This is a genomic window from Duganella sp. SG902, assembly GCF_013376005.1.
GTDB lineage: Bacteria > Pseudomonadota > Gammaproteobacteria > Burkholderiales > Burkholderiaceae_D > Rugamonas.
In genome coordinates, this window is the sequence record NZ_JABMJK010000001.1 from 84,323 (window position 1) to 103,960 (window position 19,638).

Annotated in this window: 17 protein-coding genes; 11 read left to right on the plus strand and 6 right to left on the minus strand. The window is 65.6% G+C overall.

Going from position 1 to position 19,638, the window contains the following annotated elements; all coding sequences use genetic code 11:
- Positions 1-18: 18 nt before the first annotated feature.
- The 6 genes from FHW83_RS00355 to FHW83_RS00380 all read left to right on the plus strand — a co-directional run bounded on the left by FHW83_RS00355 (position 19) and on the right by FHW83_RS00380 (position 5,058).
- Positions 19-711 (plus strand): response regulator transcription factor, encoded by a 693-nt coding sequence (locus tag FHW83_RS00355; RefSeq protein ID WP_176644397.1) that lies wholly within the window; start codon positions 19-21, stop codon positions 709-711.
- A gap of 35 nt (positions 712-746) precedes the next feature.
- Positions 747-1,061, plus strand: coding sequence for a hypothetical protein (locus FHW83_RS00360; protein ID WP_229223956.1), 315 nt, complete (start codon positions 747-749; stop codon positions 1,059-1,061).
- 69 nt (positions 1,062-1,130) lie between these two features.
- Positions 1,131-3,242, plus strand: a complete 2,112-nt coding sequence (locus tag FHW83_RS00365) for a TonB-dependent receptor (protein WP_176644398.1) — start codon at positions 1,131-1,133, stop codon at positions 3,240-3,242.
- Between the two features lie 51 nt (positions 3,243-3,293).
- Positions 3,294-3,947, plus strand: a complete 654-nt coding sequence (locus tag FHW83_RS00370) for a MarR family winged helix-turn-helix transcriptional regulator (RefSeq protein WP_176644399.1) — start codon at positions 3,294-3,296, stop codon at positions 3,945-3,947.
- A 37-nt stretch (positions 3,948-3,984) separates the two neighbouring features.
- Positions 3,985-4,527 carry a carboxymuconolactone decarboxylase family protein gene (locus tag FHW83_RS00375; protein WP_176644400.1) on the plus strand — a complete coding sequence of 181 codons (543 nt, stop codon included), beginning with the start codon at positions 3,985-3,987 and terminating at the stop codon, positions 4,525-4,527.
- A gap of 9 nt (positions 4,528-4,536) precedes the next feature.
- Positions 4,537-5,058, plus strand: a complete 522-nt coding sequence (locus FHW83_RS00380) for a redoxin domain-containing protein (RefSeq protein ID WP_176644401.1) — start codon at positions 4,537-4,539, stop codon at positions 5,056-5,058.
- On the opposite strand, the gene FHW83_RS00385 is transcribed toward FHW83_RS00380, so the two are convergent.
- A complete protein-coding gene (locus FHW83_RS00385) occupies positions 5,055-5,951 on the minus strand; it encodes a LysR family transcriptional regulator (protein ID WP_176644402.1) in 897 nt (298 codons plus the stop codon). The two genes, FHW83_RS00380 and FHW83_RS00385, sit on opposite strands and share 4 nt — an antisense overlap.
- Positions 5,952-6,047: 96 nt before the next feature.
- On the opposite strand from FHW83_RS00385, the gene FHW83_RS00390 reads away from it, so the two are divergent.
- The 5 genes from FHW83_RS00390 to FHW83_RS00410 all read left to right on the plus strand — a co-directional run bounded on the left by FHW83_RS00390 (position 6,048) and on the right by FHW83_RS00410 (position 12,352).
- The gene (locus FHW83_RS00390; protein WP_176644403.1) at positions 6,048-6,911 is read left to right on the plus strand and encodes an aldo/keto reductase family oxidoreductase; all 864 of its coding nucleotides are present in this window, start codon (positions 6,048-6,050) and stop codon (positions 6,909-6,911) included.
- Between the two features lie 154 nt (positions 6,912-7,065).
- Positions 7,066-9,459 (plus strand): TonB-dependent receptor, encoded by a 2,394-nt coding sequence (locus FHW83_RS00395; RefSeq protein WP_229223957.1) that lies wholly within the window; start codon positions 7,066-7,068, stop codon positions 9,457-9,459.
- Positions 9,459-10,829, plus strand: coding sequence for a serine hydrolase (locus FHW83_RS00400; RefSeq protein WP_176644405.1), 1,371 nt, complete (start codon positions 9,459-9,461; stop codon positions 10,827-10,829). Before FHW83_RS00395 ends, FHW83_RS00400 begins: the two co-directional genes overlap by 1 nt.
- Positions 10,826-11,752, plus strand: a complete 927-nt coding sequence (locus tag FHW83_RS00405) for a MaoC/PaaZ C-terminal domain-containing protein (protein ID WP_176644406.1) — start codon at positions 10,826-10,828, stop codon at positions 11,750-11,752. Before FHW83_RS00400 ends, FHW83_RS00405 begins: the two co-directional genes overlap by 4 nt.
- 24 nt (positions 11,753-11,776) lie before the next feature.
- Positions 11,777-12,352: an NnrU family protein gene (locus tag FHW83_RS00410; RefSeq protein WP_176644407.1), complete on the plus strand. Its 576-nt coding sequence runs from the start codon at positions 11,777-11,779 to the stop codon at positions 12,350-12,352.
- Here the strand turns inward: FHW83_RS00410 and FHW83_RS00415 are convergent.
- The 5 genes from FHW83_RS00415 to FHW83_RS00435 are packed head-to-tail and all read right to left on the minus strand — an operon-like array spanning position 12,349 to position 19,485.
- Positions 12,349-12,732 (minus strand): hypothetical protein, encoded by a 384-nt coding sequence (locus FHW83_RS00415; RefSeq protein ID WP_176644408.1) that lies wholly within the window; start codon positions 12,730-12,732, stop codon positions 12,349-12,351. The two genes, FHW83_RS00410 and FHW83_RS00415, sit on opposite strands and share 4 nt — an antisense overlap.
- On the minus strand, positions 12,729-13,754 hold the full coding sequence (locus tag FHW83_RS00420; protein ID WP_176644409.1) for a diguanylate cyclase: 1,026 nt from the start codon (positions 13,752-13,754) through the stop codon (positions 12,729-12,731). Before FHW83_RS00420 ends, FHW83_RS00415 begins: the two co-directional genes overlap by 4 nt.
- Before the next feature lie 8 nt (positions 13,755-13,762).
- Positions 13,763-16,846, minus strand: a complete 3,084-nt coding sequence (locus FHW83_RS00425) for an efflux RND transporter permease subunit (RefSeq protein ID WP_176644410.1) — start codon at positions 16,844-16,846, stop codon at positions 13,763-13,765.
- Positions 16,847-16,858: 12 nt separating this feature from the next.
- Positions 16,859-18,004 carry an efflux RND transporter periplasmic adaptor subunit gene (locus FHW83_RS00430; protein WP_176644411.1) on the minus strand — a complete coding sequence of 382 codons (1,146 nt, stop codon included), beginning with the start codon at positions 18,002-18,004 and terminating at the stop codon, positions 16,859-16,861.
- A 23-nt stretch (positions 18,005-18,027) separates the two neighbouring features.
- Positions 18,028-19,485 (minus strand): efflux transporter outer membrane subunit, encoded by a 1,458-nt coding sequence (locus FHW83_RS00435; RefSeq protein WP_373997150.1) that lies wholly within the window; start codon positions 19,483-19,485, stop codon positions 18,028-18,030.
- Positions 19,486-19,638 lie beyond the last annotated feature (153 nt).

Genomic DNA, 19,638 nt, shown 5'->3' on the forward strand with positions numbered 1-19,638 from the left:
CATTTTTAGGAGAGTGACATGCGAGTGGATACCCGAACCTGGCCACAGACCGCCGTTGGCGGCGCCGCTAACACCAATACCGTCGCGCAGCAGGGCGACAAGGTCCGCGTGCTGATCGCGCACGCGGACGCGATCGTCAACGCCGGCCTGGCCACGCTGCTCGGTGCGCAGGAGGACATGCAGGTCGCCACCGCCGGCGCCGAGCCGTCCGCCCACGCGGCCGACGTGATCATCCTCGACCACCGCGGCGGCCTGGAACACATGCGCCGCAGCGCCAACGCCCATCACGGCGACGCCCAGCCGCGCGTGCTGATCGTGACCCAGCTGGAACGCGAATGGGAAGTGCGCACCGCCATGATGGCGGGCGTGCACGGCTACCTGCTGCAGAACGCCGACACCGAGCAATTGCTGACCGCCGTGCGCACCCTGAGCCGCGGCATGCGCTACCTGAGCGCGGAACTGAGCCGCTGCGTGGCCGACAGCTTCACCCGCATCGGCCTGACCAGCCGAGAGACCGACGTGCTGCAGCTGCTGGCCCAGGGCCAGTGCAACAAGTCGATCGCGCGTGAGCTGGGCATCGGCGTCGGCACGGTGAAGACCCACGTCAAAGGTCTTTTTGACAAGCTTGGCGCGACGGCACGCACCCACGCCGTGGTGCTGGCCACGCGCCGCGGACTGGTGGGCGACTCTTACCTGAATCAGTCGCATTGATGTAAAATCATGGGATGCATGCCCAGACCATCAACATGAGCACATCTCAACGTCAGACGCGCTACCAGCGCGTCATGATGTTCTTCGTGCTGCTGTTCCTGGCGCTGCAACTGCTGGGCGCAAGTTCCCATACCCACGCCTATACCGAACACGAACCGGATTGCGCCGCCTGCTCGGTGGTGCACCTGCCGGCTGGGGGCGTGCCGCCGGCCACCGTTTCCGTTACCCCGCTGGCGCCGCAAGCCAGCCTGCCGGTACTGGCGCCGCCCACCGTGGCGCATGCCGCGCAAACCAGCTATCTCACTCCGCCTTCCCACGCGCCGCCCGGCGTTGCCGTTTCTTCCATCTGAATCTCATCGCACGCTTGCGCCCTTTGTGGGTGCCGCCTGCGCACGTCTGAACACATTCAAGGATTTAACATGCAACGCAAGCCACAACTCCGCACCCTGCCCCTGCTGATCGCAGCCGTCTTCTACGCCCAGCACGTCCATGCGGACGACGATGCGGCGATCCCGCAAGTGGACGTCACCGCCCACCTGAAAAGCGCGCGCATCGATCTGTCGCCCAACGTCGGCACCACCGTCTACAGCATCGACAAGCACATGATCGACCAGCTGGGCCAGGGCGACAACACGCCCTTCAACGAGGTGCTGCTGCGCCTCCCGGGCGTGAGCCAGGATTCCAAGGCGTCGGGTTCCATCCACGTTCGCGACGACCACGCCAACGTGCAGTACCGGGTGAATGGCGTGCAGCTGCCGGAATCGATCAGCGGCTTCGGCCAGTCGATCGACACGCGCTTCGTGGCATCGACCGACTTCATTACCGGCGCGCTGCCGGCGCAATTCGGCCTGCGCACGGCCGGCATTGTCGATATCCAGACCAAGGAAGGCCAGCCGGGCAGCGGCGGCCGCATCGGCATCCTGATCGGCAGCCATGACCATGTGGAGCCGAGCGCGGAATTCTTCGGCTCGCAGGGCGCGTTCAACTACTACCTGTCCGGCAGCTACGAGTCGAACAACCTGGGCATCGAGAACCCGCTGCCCACCACCGGCGCGCTGCACGACCGTACCAAGCAGGCCAAGTCCTTCGGCAGCCTGTCCTACTTCGTCGACGACAACACCCGTCTTGGCCTGATGTTCGGCACCTACAACGGCCGCTTCCAGATTCCAAACAATCCGGACCAGCAGCCGTCCTACGCCATCACCGGTGTCACCCCTCCCGATTCCGCCCAGCTGGACGAGCGCCAGCGCGAGCTGAATCGCTTCCTGGTGCTGTCGCTGCAAAAAAGCCTGGGCGACCTGAATTACCAGGTATCGGCCTTTCATCAGTACTCGGAACTGCACTACACGCCGGACCCGGTGGGCGACCTGGCCTACAACGGCGTGGCTTCCGACACGTTGCGCTCCAACTCGGCCAGCGGCCTGCAGTTCGACGCCAGCTACAAGCTGAATAGCGCCCACACCCTGCGCACCGGCCTGGCCTACACCCGCCAGACCACCCACAGCAACAACAGCGTGGGCGTATTCGACCTGAATGACGACGGCAGCCAGGCCAGCACCGATCCGCGCACCATCGTCGACAACAGCAGCAAGACCGGCAAGCTGTCCAGCGTGTATCTGCAGGATGAATGGCATATCGGCGCCCCGCTGACCATCAACTACGGCGTGCGCTTCGATAAGGTGGACGCCTTTGTCAACGAACAGCAGTGGAGCCCACGCGTCAACGTGGCTTACCAGCTGGCCAAGGGCACGGCGCTGCACGCGGGCTATTCGCGCTACTTCACGCCGCCGCCGCAGGAACTGGCCGCGCAGTCGAGCATCGACAAATACGCCGGCACCTCGAATGCGCCGGAGGTGCCGGTGTCGGACAACGTCAAGTCCGAGCGCACGCACTACTTCGACGTTGGCATCAGCCACCAGCTGAACGATGCGCTGACCTTGACCGCCGACGCCTACTACAAGAAGATCCGCAACATGCTGGACGAAGGCCAGTTCGGCCAGGCCCTGATCCTGTCGCCGTTCAACTATGACCGAGGCTATGCCAAGGGGCTGGAGCTGTCCGGCGTGTACAGCCAGAAGAACTGGGGCGCCTTCCTGAACCTGACCACGCAAAAGGCCGAAGGCACCAACATCACTTCCGGCCAGTCGCTGTTCGGTCCCGATGAGCTGGCGTACATCGCCAACCACTACATCCACGTCGACCACGACCAGACCGTGACGCTGTCCGGCGGCGCGCACTACCACTGGGGCGATTCGCAGATCAGCGGCGACTTCCTGTACGGCAGCGGCCTGCGCATGACGCCGGACGACGGCGCGCCGAACTCCGGCCACCTGCCCCACTACACCACCGTCAACCTGGCGCTGACGCATACCTGGAAAGCCACGCCGGTGGGCACGGTGGAAGGCCGCCTGGCCCTGATCAACGCCTTCGACAAATCCTATCTGCTGCGCGACGGCTCGGGCGTGGGCGTGGGCGCGCCTCAGTACGGCGAGCGCCGCTCCCTGTACGCGGGGCTTTCGACCAGTTTTTAAATATTATTAGGAGTCCTTGCTAATTTGGATTTGCTGTGTATAATGCGAAGCATGGACACCAAATCTAAAAAGCCGTGGCAGGATACGCCGGATGTTTCGGCCCGTATCGTCGCCTCCATCGGACGCATCGCCAGTGTGATGCGCTCCGGTATGTGGGAGTTCGCCACGGCCGAAAACCTCAACCCCACGCAAGCCGAGATGCTGCAGTTGCTTCAAGGCCGCAAGCAAGGGGTGCGCTTGTCCTGGCTGGCGTCGCAGTTGTCGATCAGCGCGGCCAGCGCAAGCGATTCGGTATCGGCTCTGGTGTCCAAGGGTTTGCTGTACAAGGCGCGCGCCGAAGATGATGGCCGCGCCACCGCGCTCTTCCTCACCCCGGAAGGCGCGGCCATGGCGGCCCGTATCGGCGGCGCTTTGCATTTTGCGGAACAAGCGGCGGATGCCCTGCCTGCGTCACAGCAGGCGGAACTTCTCACCGGCTTGTTCAAACTGATCGCGCAGTTGCAAAAGACGGATCGCTTCCCCGAAATGCGAGCCTGTTTGTCGTGCCGGTTCTTTGAACCGAACCGCCATCCCGGCAAGCACGCCCCGCACCATTGTGGTTTGGTGGATGCGCCGCTGTCCGTTCCGCTGTTGCGCACGGACTGCCTTGAACATGAACCGGCCGATCCGGCAGCCAAGGCGCGTAACTGGAAAGTCTTCGCTTAACATTTTTTTTTTGACCAATTTAATTAGGAGTCCTATCATGTCGCGTATCAACCTCGTTATCCCTGCCGACACCACCGGCGAACGTCAACAACTGCTGGCGCAGATCCAGGGCGCTTTCGGCGCCACGCCGAACATGTTCAAGGCCGTGGCCAATTCCACCGCCGCGCTGAAAAGCATGTGGGGTTCGTTCGGCGCGCTGGGTGGTGGCGTCATCAACGCCAAGCTTGGCGAGCAGATCGCCGTCGCCATCGCCGACCGTAACGATTGCGAATACTGCCTGGCGGCGCACACCGTGTTGGGCCGCAAGGCCGGCGCCACCGCCGAGGAAATGAGCGCAGCCCAGGCCGGCCAGTCTGCCGATCCGAAGACCGCGGCCGCCCTGCGCTTCGCCGTCGCCGTGGTGAACAACCGCGCCCAGATCGCCGACGAGGAAGTCGCGGCCCTGCGCGACGCCGGCTTCAACGACGAGGAAATCGTCGAGATCCTGGCCCACGTGGCGCTCAACCTGTTCACCAACTACGTCAACGTGGCGTTCAAGGTGCCGGTCGACTTCCCGTCGGTCAAACTGCGCGCCAAATAAGGAGCCGCCATGTTCCCTATCGCCCCCGAACTACAGGCCGCGGCATGGCTGAACAGCGCCACGCCGCTCTCGCTGCGGCAGTTGCGCGGCAAGGTCGTGGTGATCTACGCCTTCCAGATGCTGTGTCCCGGCTGCGTTTCGCACGGCATCCCGCAGGCCAGGACCATCCGCGCCGCGTTCGATGAGAAGGACGTGGCGGTGCTCGGGCTGCACTCCGTGTTCGAGCACCACGCGGTGATGAACCGCGAGGCGCTTGAGGCCTTTGTGCACGAGTACCGCATCGGCTTCCCGGTGGCGATAGACCAGCCGTCGGCCCACGGTCCGATTCCCCTGACCATGGAGGCGTATCAGCTGCGCGGCACGCCGACGCTGATCGTCATCGACCGCCAGGGACGGCTGCGGCTCAGCCACTTCGGCCGCGCCGAGGACATGCGGGTCGGCGCCCTGATTGGCCAGCTGGTGGCGGAAAGCGCGGCGGCGCCACAAGCGCAGGCGCAGTGCGACGATGACGCCTGCGGCATCAGCTACTAGCCGTTCCTGATGTGATCGATGAAAGCGCGCAAGGGAGGCGGCACCAGGCGGCGCCCCGGGTAATACAGGAATGGCCCGGAGAAGGCGGGCCACCACGGCGCCAGCACCGCCTCCAGCGCGCCGCTTTCAAGATGGGGGCGCAGCCAGTCCTCAAACAGGTAGACAATGCCGCATCCCGCCCTGGCCGCGTCCACGATCAGATCCGCTCCGCCGGAACGCTCGACCAGCAAGGGACCGTCGACTTCAACCTTCAGCGTCTCGTCGCCGCGCTCGAATTCCCACGGCTGCACCGGACGGCCGCCAAAACGCATGCGCAGGCAATCGTGGCGCAGCAACTCGCCCGGATGCGCGGGGCGCCCGCGCTTGTCGAGATAGGCCGGTGACGCGGCGGCGGCAAAGCGCTGCACACGCGGTCCGATGGGTACCGCGATCATGTCCTGCTCGAGGCGCTCGTCGTAGCGTATGCCGGCGTCGCATCCCGCGGCCAGCACGTCGACCAGGCTCTCTTCCGCGACGATCTCCAGCTGTATTTCGGGATACGCGGCCAGGAAGGACGGCACGATGGCCGGCAATACCAGCCTGGTGGCGCTGACCGGCACATTCAACTTCAACTTGCCGGCCGGGCGGCCACGCAAATCGTCCACTTCGCCGAGCGCCGCCTCCACCTCGGTCAACGCCGGGCCCAGGCGCGCGAGCAGGCGGCTGCCCGCTTCCGTGGGAACCACGCTGCGGGTGGTGCGGTTCAGCAGGCGCACGCCCAGTTGCGCCTCCAGCCGCCGCACGGCCTCGCTCAGGCCGGACGCGCTGGCGCCGGTCGCGCGCGCGCCGTCCCGGAAGCCTTGGGCACGGGCGACAGCGATAAAGGCGTGGAGGTCGGCAAGATCGACTTTCATTGTGCGGTTTTTCGTACAGGGTGTGCGGATTATACCGGCTTATCGCACGGCCGGTTCATGTCTACACTGGCCTCCTCAATGAAAAGGAGATCCATCATGTCTCATCCATCCACCACCTACCGCCTCGGCGACCTGACTGTCAACCGCATGGGCTACGGCGCCATGCGCCTGTCCGGGCCGCGCGTGTTTGGCCCGCCGGCCGACAAAGCCGAAGCGCTCGCCGTGCTCCGTACCGCGGTTGAATCGGCCGTGAATCACATCGACACCAGCGATTTCTATGGCCCGCACGTCACCAACCAATTGATCCGCGAAGCCTTGCATCCCTACCGCGACGACCTGGTGATCGCGACCAAGGTCGGCGCGCGGCGCGGCGCCGACGCCTCCTGGCTGCCCGCCGCCTCGCCGGCCGAACTTGAACAAGCGGTGCACGACAATCTGCGCAACCTGGCACTGGACGTGCTGGATGTGGTCAATCTGCGCGTGATGATCGACCCCATGCAGCCGGCGGAAGGTTCAATCGAGCAGCCGCTGACCGTCTTGGCCGAACTGCAGCGCAAAGGCCTGGTGCGCCACATCGGCCTGAGTAACGTCACCCGCGCCCAGGTGGCCGAAGGGCGCCGCATCTGCGCCATCGCCTGCGTGCAAAACCAGTACAACCTGGTGCACCGCGCCGACGACGCGCTGATCGACGAACTGGCGCGCGACGGCATCGCCTACGTTCCATTCTTCCCCCTGGGCGGCTTCTCGCCATTACAGTCCGCCACCTTGTCGGACGTGGCGGCGCGCTTGCAAGCCTCGCCCAACCAGGTGGCGCTGGCCTGGCTGCTGCGCCGTGCGCCGAACATGCTGCTGATTCCCGGAACCAGCTCGGTCGACCACCTCAAGGAAAACCTGGCCGCACGCGCGCTGGCGCTGCCGGATGACGTGCTGTCGGCGCTGCACGGCATGACACGGCAATGAGGAGGCTTTCTCTTCAACCAGCTTAATTAACAGGCTGCCTGCCGGCCCACCTGTGTGCGTTACACGTCACAGGGGCCGGTAATTCTTGAGTATTTTGCATTGTTGTAGGCATAATCGATCCGACCCAACGATCGCGGCATCAATGGAGGACGATATGAAAACACATCTCACCGTTATCGCCGCCAGCCTGGCCGCGGCCTTTTTCGTCGCGCCGGCATGGGCCGCGGACGAAGTGCAGTCGGTGGTGGTGACCGCGCAGTCGCGCAAGCAGCTGGCGCAGGACGTGCCGATGACCATGCAGGTCGTCACCGGCAAGGACATCGAGGCCATCGGCGCCAAGGACCTGGCGGACCTGAACGGCTACATCCCCGGCCTGAGCGTGGATGCCGTCGAGCCCACCCAGCCGCAATTCGGCATACGCGGCGTGCAGGCGGGCGATTTCGGCGTCGCCACCGACTCGCCGGTCGGCATTTATGTGGACGGCGTCTACACCGGCAAGACCGGCGGCGCGCTGATGAACTTTGTCGACGTGCAGCGCATCGAGGTGGTGAAAGGCCCGCAAGGCACGCTGTTCGGCCGTAACAGCGCGGCCGGCGCGATCGCCATCAGCACCAATGAACCGGGCAAGGAGGTCGATGCGGCCGCCCACGTCAAGCTGGGGCGCTTCGGCCGCGCCAACGCGGACGTGATGCTGAACTTCCCCATCACAGACACCTTCGCCACCCGCATCGTGGTGGTGCGCGCCGGCAGCGAGGGCTGGGTCGACAACACCGCCACCGGCAAGAAGTCCGGCGGCGACAAGGACTGGGCCACCCGCGTTTCGCTGCGCAAGGACTTCGACGCCGCCAGGCTGGTGTTCTCGTGGGAGCACGAGAATATGGAGCAGTATGGCCGCCCCGCCTTTGGCGTGATCAAGGACCCGGCGCTGCCGCTGGCCGGCTATCGCGGCGTGTACGACGCGGCCTACACCGCCAACTTCGTCAACCCGCTGGACGCGCCGCTGGCCAACGACCAGCAAGGCAGCGAAGGACGCTTGTTCGACGGCGCCACGCTGCGCCTGGAGGCGCCGCTGGCCGGCATGAGCTTCAACTCCACCACCGCCTACCGCCGTTTCACCACCCACAACCTGACCGACAACGATGGCGGCGCCCGCCCCGATCTCTATCTGACCACGCAGGATGCCAAGCGCGCGCGCAGCTTCCAGCAGGAATTCAAGCTGTCCGGCAGGACCGATAAGCTGGACTGGATCGCGGGCCTGAGTTTTTATCACAACAACGAGCACCAGGACGCCGGCGCCTACGTCACCACCGGCACGCTGGACACCCTGAGCCAGTTCGGCGGCGGCGATCCGAATTTCGCCATGCTGTTCGGCGGGCTGGCGGCGGCCGGCCTGCCCGGCATCAGCGCCGACTCGGTATTCTCGTGGAACGAGACCCACTACAGCGACGTGCGCACCAGGTCCGCCTCGATCTACGGCGACACCATCTGGCACCTGACGCCGCAAACCAACGCCACGGTCGGCCTGCGCTATACAAAGGACAAGAAGCGCATGACCTGGCATGTGCCCGGGCGCGTGTCGCCACAGCTGGACGACTTCCTCAACAAGTTTGGTCCGCTGGCCGGGCTGGACGCGTCGTCCTTCCCGTCCAACGTGATCTTCGCCACCGCCGCGCAGCTGGCGTCGTCGCCGGTCACGCGCGAGAAGGACTGGACCGACTGGAGCCCGCGCCTGGTGCTGGACCATAAGCTCAACAAGGACACCCTGCTGTTCACGTCCCTGTCGCGCGGCTACCAGGCCGGCGGCTTTAACATCTTCACCCCGCCCAATCCGGCCTCGCCCACCCGCACCGGGCAGGATCCCAGCTTTGAACCGGAGAAGATGACCAACTTCGAGGCCGGCGTCAAGCTGGCCTTGCCGGACATCCGCGCCACCGTCAACGCCGCGCTGTTCGCCTACAAGTTCAAGAACCTACAGGACATACAGCTGTACAGCGTGGGCAGCATCCCGACCTACAACGTGATCTCCAGCGACCAGAAGGCGCATGGCCTGGACGTCGACGGCCGCATCCGCGTGTCGCCGCGCGTGACGCTGTTCGGCGGCTTTGAATATATCGACCAGACCTACACCCGCTACCAGCGTCTGGACGCCAGCGGCAACGTCACGCTGGACCTGGGCGGCCAGCCGGTCGGCACGCCGCGCCTGAGCGCCATGGCGGGGATTAACATGAACTGGGAAACCGCCAGTGGCCGCGCCAGCGTCAACTTCCAGGGCACGCATGCCAGCGCCACGCGCTGCAACAGCGACACGGCGGACCTGAGCTGCCTGCGCACCGCCAAGCTGAAAACCGGTACCGCCACCAGCAAGTACGATTTGCGCGTCGGCTGGGATAGTCCAGGCGCGCGCTACGGTGTGGCGCTGATCGTCAATAATGTGTTCGACCAGCGCTACATCCACTCGCTGGGAGGTCAAACGGAACAATACGGCGCGCCGTATGCTTATCTCACACCGCCGCGCGCGATCGGCGTGGAATTCAGGGCTAGTATGTAATGGCATCAAAAATCGTACTGACTGTTGCGGCAGTACTGGTGGTTGCGGCAGGCGGCACGGCGACGCTGGCGATCCGTCCGCCGGACTTGGCAAGGGTTGGCGCCAACTACGGCGCCAAGATCGTGTGCTCCAATGTGTTTATCGCCGGGCGCGACGCGCAGACCGTGCTGGCCGACGATGTGCTGGCGCCGGGCCACCCCGCCCTCAAGCACCTGAAGATCACGGTCGACCGGCAGCGCAAAACGGTGCGCGCACAGTTCTTCGGCTTTGTCGGCGACGGCATGGCGGTGTACCGTCCCGGCACAGGTTGCGCGACGGTGCCGGACGGCGACGTGGCGCAGGCCGCGCAACATCAATTCAATCCGATCAAAATCTGGGCGCCCTCGCCCAACGTTCCCTGGCCCACCGGCTCGCAGGCCGAGACCAACGCCGCCGTGCAGGCCTTGCTGGAGCAGGACGCGCTGGCCGGTCCTGGCGTGCGCGGCATCGCCGTCATTCATCGCGGCCGGCTGATCGCGCAGCGCTACGGCACGGGCTTCAACGCCGCGACGCCGCTGCTCGGATGGTCGATGACCAAGACGGTGACGGCGGCGCTGATCGGCATGCAAATCGCGGACGGCAAGCTGTCGCTGGAACAGAGCGGCTTTTGGCCGGACAAGGCGGACCCGCGCGCCCAGATCACGCTGGCGCAGCTGCTGTCGATGACCAGCGGCTTGCGTTACAACGAGAGCTACGGCGACGTCTCCGACGTGACACGCATGCTCTACCTCGAACCGGACATGGCGGCCTTCACGGCGGCGCAGCCGCTGGAACATCCGCCCGGCGGCAAATGGAATTATTCGAGCGGCACCACGGTGCTGCTGTCGCGCATCTGGCAGCGCGCGGCCGGCAACGACGCGCTGGCGCTGCCGCATAACCGCCTGTTCGCGCCGCTGGGCATGAACAGCGCGGTGCTGGAAGCCGACGCGCGCGGCAATCTGGTCGGCTCCAGCTATATGTACGCCAACACGCTGGACTGGGCGCGCTTCGGCCAGTTCCTGCTGCAGGACGGCGTATGGCAGGGCAAGCGCATCCTGCCCGCCGGTTACGTCGCCGGCATGCAGCAACCGGTGCCCGCCTCCGGAGGCCAGTACGGCATGGGCCAGGTGTGGCGCTGGGGCCCGGGCGGCGATACACCGGAGGGCCAGAATCCCGATACCCGCTTCCAGCTGCCGGCCGATACCTATTGGATGGAGGGCCACGATGGCCAAAGCATCGCCATCGTGCCGTCGCGGCAGCTAGTGGTGGTCCGGCTTGGGCTGACGCCGCACAAGCTGCTGTATCAGCCGCAGGCGCTGCTGGCGGCGGTGATCAAGGCGGTCCCGCAATGAGCGCCCTGCCTTACGGCCTGCTGCGCCACCAGATGCCGATGCTGATGACCGGCGCGCGCGTCTTCGGCCATACTTTGTTCCACGCGCTGCTGCCTTCCCCCGGGCCGTCGCGGACGGATGGCGCGGAGACGGCGGCGCAGCGGCTCGCTCGGAACATCGCGCCCGTCACGCGGGTAATCGCGGCGCCGCGGCGGGAGCTGGTGGAGCACTACATCGCCTGGGCCGGCGCCGCGCACAGTTACGATGGCCTCCTGCCCCCGCACATGGTGTCGCAATGGAGCTTGCCGCTGGTGGGCGAGCTGCTGCTGCGCATGCCATACAGGCTGACCGGCGTGATCAACCAGGGGGTCGGCCTGCGCGCGCATGGCCCGCTGCCGCGCGATGTGCCGCTGCACCTGCGTGCATCCGTCGAGCGGATCGAAGAGACGCCGGGACGCATCAAGGTGGTGGTGACGGTGATCACCGGCACCGCGCAAGCACCCACGCTGGTGGAGGCGAATCTGCATATGAGCTTTCTGCTGCCCGGTCCGCGCGCGCCCAAAACATCTCCGGAACGCGCGCCGGAGCCGGACTGGATCACGGCCGGATTGTGGCATGCCGAAGCCGACGACGGCCTGCGCTTCGCGCTGCTGACCGGGGACTTCAATCCCATCCACTGGTGCGGCCCGGTGGCGCGGCGCTCGGTATTTCGCGGCATGGTGTTGCACGGCTTCGGCAGCTTCGTGCGCAGCTACGAGGTGCTGACGCGACAAGGCGTGCCTTTCGACGAAATCGACGTCCGCTTCGTCAAGCCCGTGCCCCTGCCCTGCACCGCGCTATCGGTGCAGGTGGCGCCCGAAGCCAGCACCGACACGCAGGGCTGGCGCGCCCTGCGCCTTGCCGGCGCCAGCGATGCGGTACACTTGGCGGGCCGGCTGCGATAGCCCCAACCCACTGAGGAAAGTGCGATGACAATACTGATACTGGGCCTGATTATTTTTCTCGGACTGCATTCGGTCCGCATCGTCGCGGAGGACTGGCGCAACGCCACACGCGCGCGCATCGGGGAGAATACATGGAAAGGCCTGTACTCGGTGATCTCGATCATCGGCTTCGTGCTGATCGTGTGGGGCTACAGTGTGGCGCGCGAGGCGCCGGTGGTGATCTGGACGCCGCCGCCCTTCACCCGCCATATCGCCGCGCTGCTGGCGGTGATCGCCTTCGTTTTCCTCACCGCCGCCTACGTGCCACGCAACGGCATCAAGGCCAAACTGCATCACCCGATGACGCTGGGCGTGAAGACCTGGGCGCTGGCCCACCTGATCGCCAATGGCACACTGCATGACATTGTGCTGTTCGGCGCATTCCTGGTATGGTCGGTGCTGCTATTCAGCGCCTCGCGCCGGCGCGACCGCGCGGCGGGCACGGTCTACCCGGCCGGCAGCGGCGGCGCCACCGCGCTCACCATCACGGCCGGCATCGTCGCCGCCGTGGTGTTCGCCGGCTGGCTGCACGCGCCGTTGATCGGCGTGCGTCCGTTCTAGTTGCATTTGCCGCGCACCATGGCGGCGACAATCCATGGAAGCGACAGCGGACCGACCACGCCGACCGGTCCTATCCGGGCCGGTTGCAGTTTGAGCGCATCCTCATGCAGGCAATCCGGCACCTTGGCGTCATTGAAGGCGCTGGTCATGCGCGACTGCAGGGTCGCGGTTTCCGCGCGCAGCACGCCGGCCTGTTGATTGGCGGCCGGCTCCGGGCGTGGATCTTCAGCGATGGTTTCGCGCACCGCCTTGCGGATCACTTCCTCCGTGATGCCGGGCGCGGACGGCGGCGGCGCCGAAAGGTCGAGCGATGGCGGCGCTTGCTGGGCGGAGGCGCTCACCGCTTGCGCGGCCAGCCAGGCGGCAAGCCCGCGCTTCATGTCGCCACCTCCTCCGCCACCCGCACCGCATTGCGGCCGCCCTGCTTGGCCGCGTACAGCATCTTGTCGGCCTGCGCCAGCCAGTCGGCCGGCGCATGGTCCTTGTCCATGTAGGCCACGCCGATGGAGATCGTGATCGGGTGCCCTTCCAGCAGCGTGGACGAGGCCACCGCCGCGCGCAATCCTTCCGCCAGCCGCTCGGCCGCGCTCAGGCCGGCGCCGCAGGCCATGATCGCAAACTCCTCGCCGCCGTAGCGGAAAATGTAATCGGAGGAACGGGTATGGCGCCGCATCAGTTCCGCCAGCCGTATCAGCACCTTGTCGCCCGCCGCGTGGCCGTACTGGTCGTTGACCTGCTTGAAGTGATCCAGGTCCAGCAACAGCAGGCTCGATTCGAGATGCGGCCGACGCTCCTGCGCGTGTTCCGCCAGCCGGCGCTCCATGGCGCGGCGGTTGCCGACGCCGGTCAGGAAATCCAGTTCCGCCGCCGTGTGCAGCGCCTTGTTCTGCAAGCCGGTGCGGTGCGAGAAAATGTAGGCGAACAGGTTCACCAGCCCGATGGTCACCACGATGGTCATCAGGTTGACCACTTCCAGCCGCGACACCAGTATGCAGACCAGCACCACCAGCCCGAAGCTGTTGATCGCCAGCGCCACCGCCGGCCGCAACACGAAATACGCGGCGATCATGGTCGGGTACACCCAGTACACCAGCGAGACGCCACGCATGTACACCGTCGCCAGCATCCCCGAGGAATAGAAAATGGTCACCACCAGCCCGGCGACCTGGTAGCGGCCGGTGCGCCATACGTGCACGATCACCACCGACATGCCGATCACCATCGCCAGGTCCACCGCCGCCGACAGCCAGGCGCCCTGCAACAGGCGATAAATGCCAAACGGGAGGATGCTCGGCACACTGAGGGCGCACAGCAGCATCAGGATGATTTCCTCCTGGCGGCGCTGGCGCCCTCCCGACAGCCAGCGCCAGCGGCCGGCGTTGGCTTTGTCGGTCCCTTTCATGACGGCGCTCAGTGGGCACCTTGCGGCGAAGGCGCATCCGGTGCGCCGGGCGCGGCGTCGGCCGGCTTGGCTTCCGCCTTGTGTTCACCCGCCAGGAACATATACATGGCGGGCACCACGAACAGCGTGAACAAGGTGCCGATCGACAGGCCGGTGAAGATCACCAGGCCCATGGCGTGACGGCCGGCCGCGCCGGCGCCCGAGGCGATCACCAGCGGCACCACGCCGAACACCATGGCGGCGGTGGTCATCAGGATAGGACGCAGACGGGTGGCGGCCGCCTCCTCGATCGCCTCGCGCTTGGACTTGCCGGCCTCGCGCAGGTGATTGGCCACCTCCACGATCAGGATGCCGTGCTTGGAGATGAGGCCCATCAGCGTCACCAGCCCCACCTGCGTGTAGATGTTGATCGACGCGAAGCCGAGGAAAATAAACGTCATCGCGCCGAACAGCGCCATCGGCACCGAGAACAGGATCACCACCGGGTCGCGGAAGCTTTCAAACTGCGCCGCCAGCGCCAGGAACACGATGATGATCGCGAACAGCATGGTCACCAGGAAGCCGCCCGACTCCGCCGCGTACTGGCGCGATTCGCCCGAGAAGTCCGCCGTGTAGCCCGATGGCGCCACTTCCTTCAGCGCGTCGCGCAGGTACTGCTGGATCTCGCCCTGCGAGGCCCCGGTCACGCCGGAGATGGTGGCGGAGTTCAGCTGCTGGAAGCGGGTGATCGATTCCGGCTGCACGCTGTACTTGATGCTCGCAACCGTGCTGGCCGGGATCATGTCGCCGCTCGGCGTCTTGATGTAGAAGTCCAGCACGTCGCTCGGGTTGAGGCGGTCCACCTGCTGCACCTGCGGGATCACCTTGTACGAACGGCCCGAGATCGAGAAGTAGTTGACGTAGCCGCCGCCCAGCGCCGCCGCCATGGCGTTGCCGAAGTCCTGCTGCGTCAGGCCCAGCGTGGCCAGCTTGTCGCGGTCCACGTCCACGCGCGCCTGCGGCGTGTCGATCTTCAGGTCGACGTCGACGAAGTAGAACTTGTTGTCTTTCTGCGCTTTTTCCAGCACCGCGTGCGCCACCGTGTTCAGGTTCTCGAACGGTTCGGTGGTGGTGATCACGAACTGCACCGGCAGGCCCGAGCTGCCCGGCAACGCCGGGAACTGGAACGCCGCCACGCGGCCGCCGGCGATGCCGTTCCACTTGGCCTGCAGCTCCTGCTGGATCTCGTGCGCCGAGCGGGTGCGCTTGTCCCACGATTTGAACAGCACACCGCCGATGCCGGCATTGGTGGTCGGCACGCCGGTGATCTGGAACATCTGCTCATATTCCGGCAACGACTTGGCGACCTCGAAAATCTGCTTGGCGTAGGCCTGCATCTGGTCCGAGGTGGCGGTAGGCGCGCCCACCACCTGCGACAGCACGATGCCCTGGTCCTCTTCCGGGGCCAGCTCGGACTGCGACATTTTGAACTGCAAAATCAGCAGCACAAACACGATCACGCCAAACACGATCAGCACCGGCCAGGTGTTCAGCAAACTATGCAGCACGCGCAGATAGCCGTTGTGGACCTTCTCGAACACGCGGTCGATGGCCTTGACGAACTTGCCCTCATCCTGCGAATGGTCGAAGAAGTGCCCGCACATCATGGGCGACAGCGTCAGCGCCACAATGCCGGACACCGCCACCGCGCCAGCCAGCGTGAAGGCGAACTCGGTGAACAGCGCGCCGGTCAGGCCGCCCTGGAAGCCGATCGGCACGTACACCGCGATCAGCACCACGGTCATCGCCAGGATAGGGCTGCCCAGCTCACGCGCGGCGATGATGGCGGCGTCGAACGGCGTCATGCCGGCCTTCATGTGGCGGTCCACGTTCTCCACCACGATGATGGCGTCGTCCACCACCAGGCCGATGGCCAGCACGATCGCCAACAGCGTCAGCAGGTTGATCGAGTAGCCCAGCATCAGCATCACGAAGAAGGTGCCGATCAGCGACAGCGGCATGGCCACCACCGGCACGATCACCGCGCGGAAGCTGCCCAGGAACAGATAGATCACCACCGTCACGATGATCAGCGCCTCCACCAGCGTTTTCACCACTTCCTCGATCGAGGTGTTGATGAACTCCGTGGAGTCGTAGACGATTTCACCGGTCAGGCCCGACGGCAGCTGGTCGCGGATGGCCGGGAAGGCTTCGCGCACGCGCTTGGCCACGTCCAGGATGTTGGCCTCCGGCGCCACCTTGATACCGATGAACACCGAACGCACGCCGCTGAACGCCACGTTGAAGTCGTAGTTTTCCGATCCCAGCGTGACGGTGGCGATATCCTCCAGCCGCACGATGGCGCCACCGGCCTGCTTGACGGCCAGCTGTTTGAACTCATCCACCGTGTGCAGGTCGGTGCCGGCGGTCAGCGGCACGGTCACCATCTGGCCCTTGGTCGAACCCAGGCCGGCCAGGTAGTTGTTGGCGGCCAGCGCCTGGCTGACCTCCGCCGCGGTGACGCCGTGCGCCGCCATCTTGCCTGCGTCCAGCCATGCGCGCAGCGCGAACTGGCGCGCGCCCAGCAGCTCGGCGGTCTGCACACCCTGGATCGAATCCAGCTTGGGCTTGACCACGCGCGCCAGGAAGTCGGTCACGTTATTGGTCGGCAGCGTGTCGCTGTAGAAGCCCATGTACATGGCGTCCGTGGTCTGGCCGGTCTGCACCGTCAGCACCGGTTGTTGCGCCTGTTGCGGCAGCTGGTTCTTGACCGAGTTGACCTGGGTGGTGATCTCGGTCAGCGCGCGGTTGGAATCGTAGTTCAGGCGCAGCGTGGCGGTGATGGTGGACACGCCGCTGTTGGACGACGAGGACAGGTAGTCGATGCCCTGCGCCTGCGCGATGGCCGATTCCAGCGGCTGGGTGATGAAACCCGCCACCGTGGCCGCATCCGCGCCGTAGTAGGTGGTGGAGATGGTGACCACCGCGTTCTGCGTCTTCGGATACTGGTTGATCGGAAGGCTGAACAGCGAGCGCAAACCCAGCACCACGATCAGTAAACTGATCACGCTGGCCAGCACCGGCCGTTTGATGAAGATGTCGGTAAAGTTCATGGCGCGCTATCCTCAGTGTTCCTGCGGCGTCGGATTCGGGCTGTTGGCCGGCTGCACCTTGTTGTCGATGGTGGCCGGCGTGCCGTTCTTCAGTTTCAGCTGGCCGCTGGTGACCACGGTCTGGCCTTCCTTCAAGCCGGTGAGGATGGCCACCTGGTCGCCGCGGGTCGGGCCGGTGGTGATGAACACCTGCTGCGCCACCAGGTAAGGCTGGCCCTTGTCATCCTTGAGCGTGTCCTTGGCGTTGGCCGGCGGCGGCGCCAGCACGAACACGGTCGAGCCATACGGGTTGTAGGTGATGGCGGTCTGCGGCAGGGTCAGGTATTTTTTCTGCTCGCCCTGGTCCAGCGCCACGTTGGCGAACATGCCCGGCAACAGCTGGCGCTTGGCGTTCGGCACGGTGGCCTGCACCTGCACGTTGCGGGTGGCCGAATCCACCTTCGGGCTGATGGAGGTGACCTTGGCCGGGAAGGCCACGCCCGGATAGGCGTCGCTGCTCAGGTTCAGTTTCTGGCCGATGGACAGGCTGGCCAGCTGCTTTTGCGGCACGAAGAAATCGACGTACACGGTATCGATGGTTTGCAGCGTCACCAGCTTGTCGCCCGGGTTCAGGTACTGGCCCGGATTGATGGCGGTGATCCCCAGCTTGCCGGCGAACGGCGCGCGGATGGTCTTCTTGTCGACCAGCGCCTTTTGCTGGGCGACCAGCGCCTGCTTGCTCTTCAGGTCCGCCTCGTCGGCGTCGACCTGCGCCTGCGAGATGGCTTGCGCCGCCAGTTGCAGCTTGTCGCGCTTGAGGGTGGTGGCCGACAGGTCGGCGGACGCCTGCAGGGCGCGCAGTTGCGCGATGTCGGAATCGGCGTTCAGTTCAAACAGCACCTGCCCCGCCTTCACCTCGTCGCCCGACTTGAAGCGCACCGCGCGCACCAGGCCCGCGATCTCGGTGGTGACGTCGACGCCGCGCACCGGCGCCAGCGTGCCCACGGAGCTGAGCTGCGGCTGCCATTCGGCCGTCTGCGCCTTGACGGCGGTGACCACTTGCGCGCCCGGCTTGGGCGAACTGGCGATCAGTTTTTTAATCTGCATGTACTTCCCGAAGGCCAGCACCGCGACCAGTAAAAGAACGGCGCCTACCATGATGAGCATACGCTTGGTCATGAAGTTATCTCCTGCAGTATTGATTATTGATTTGTACGATTCCACCAGCCGCCACCCAGCGCCTGGAACAGCGCCGCCGTGTCGGCATAGCGCGCCGCCTGCGCCTGCACCAGGCTGATATGGGTTTGCTGGTAGCTGCGCTGCGCGTCGAGCAAGGACAGATAGCTGATGCCACCCAGCTTGTACTGCTGCTCGGCCAGCGTCAGCGTTTCCCTGGCCAGCGCCTCGGCTTCCGCCTGCGACTTGAGCGCCGCCGCGTCGGCATCGAGCGCGCGCAGGGCGTCGGCCACGTTCTGGAAGGCGGCAAGCACGGTGGCGCGGTACTGCGCCGCCGCCGCGTCATACGCCGCCTCCGCCGCGCGCCGCTGGGCGCTCAGCGCGCCACCGTTGAAGATCGGCTGGGTGATGGCGGCGGCCAGACTCCAGGCGTTGGTGTTGGAATCAAACAGCTTGCCGAAACTCTGGCTGGAGGATCCATAGCTGCCACTGAGCGAGAACTGCGGATACTGCGCCGCCGTCGCCACGCCGATGGCGGCGCTGGCCTGGTGCAGCAATTCCTCGCTGGCGCGGATGTCCGGCCGCTGGCGCACCAGCGCCGACGGCAGCGACACCGGCAACTGCTGCGGCAGGGTGAGCGACTCCAGCGCGAACTCCGGCATGCCCGCCTCGCCCGGCAGCTTGCCGGCCAACACCGACAACTGGTGGCGCGCCGACGCCAGCGCCTTCTCCAGCGGCGCCACCGTGGCGGCGACCTGCGCCACCTGGTTGCGCTGACTGAGCACCGTGCCGCGCGGAACGGCGCCATACTCAAACTGCTTCTCGATCACGCCCAGCTGGCGGTTCAGCGCATCCAGCACCTCGCGGGTGGCCTGCAGCTGCGCGCGCAGCGAGGCTTCCTGGATCGCCGTGGTCACCACGTTGGCGCTCAACGCCAGATAAGTGGCCTCGACCTGGAAGCGCTGGTAGTCCACCGCCGCCTGCGCGCCTTCCAGCGTGCGCCGGGTGGCGCCGAAAACGTCCGGCGTGTAGGAGACGTTGACCGAGGCGTTATACAGATTGAACACGCCGGCCGCGCTGCCCGCCGTGGCGCTGCTGGTCTTCTGGCGCGTGGCGCCCAACTGGGCGCTCACCGATGGATAGACCAGATTGCCCGCCTGGGCGTTATAGTTTTCCTGCGCCTGGCGCAGCGTGGCCTCGGCCGCCGCCATATTCGGATTCTGCGCCAGCGCATTGCGTATCAGCTGGTCCAGCGCCGGCGAGCGGAACAGCGTCCACCATTGCGCCGGAATCTCCTGCCCGAACGCGAACTGCTGCGCCGCGCCGCCAACGCCGGGCGCCGACGCGGTCTGGCCGGGCAACGGCGTGGGCGTGTAACTGTCGCCGGCGGCGGCTGGCGCCGCCGGGGTTTTGAAATCCGGCCCAAGCGCGCACCCGCCCAAGCCTGCGGCGATCAACGCCACCGTGAAGATCCGTTTTCTCACTACAGTCTCCCGCACCTTGTGACTAAATTTAAAAATTAACGTCCACTAAAGGTTAAATAATATGCATTAGCTAACATGTTCGCATTTTTTCCCGCCCAAGTGTGGGTTTATTGCCGTGCAGAGATAAAAAAAACGGGCTCTGCCATTTCTGGC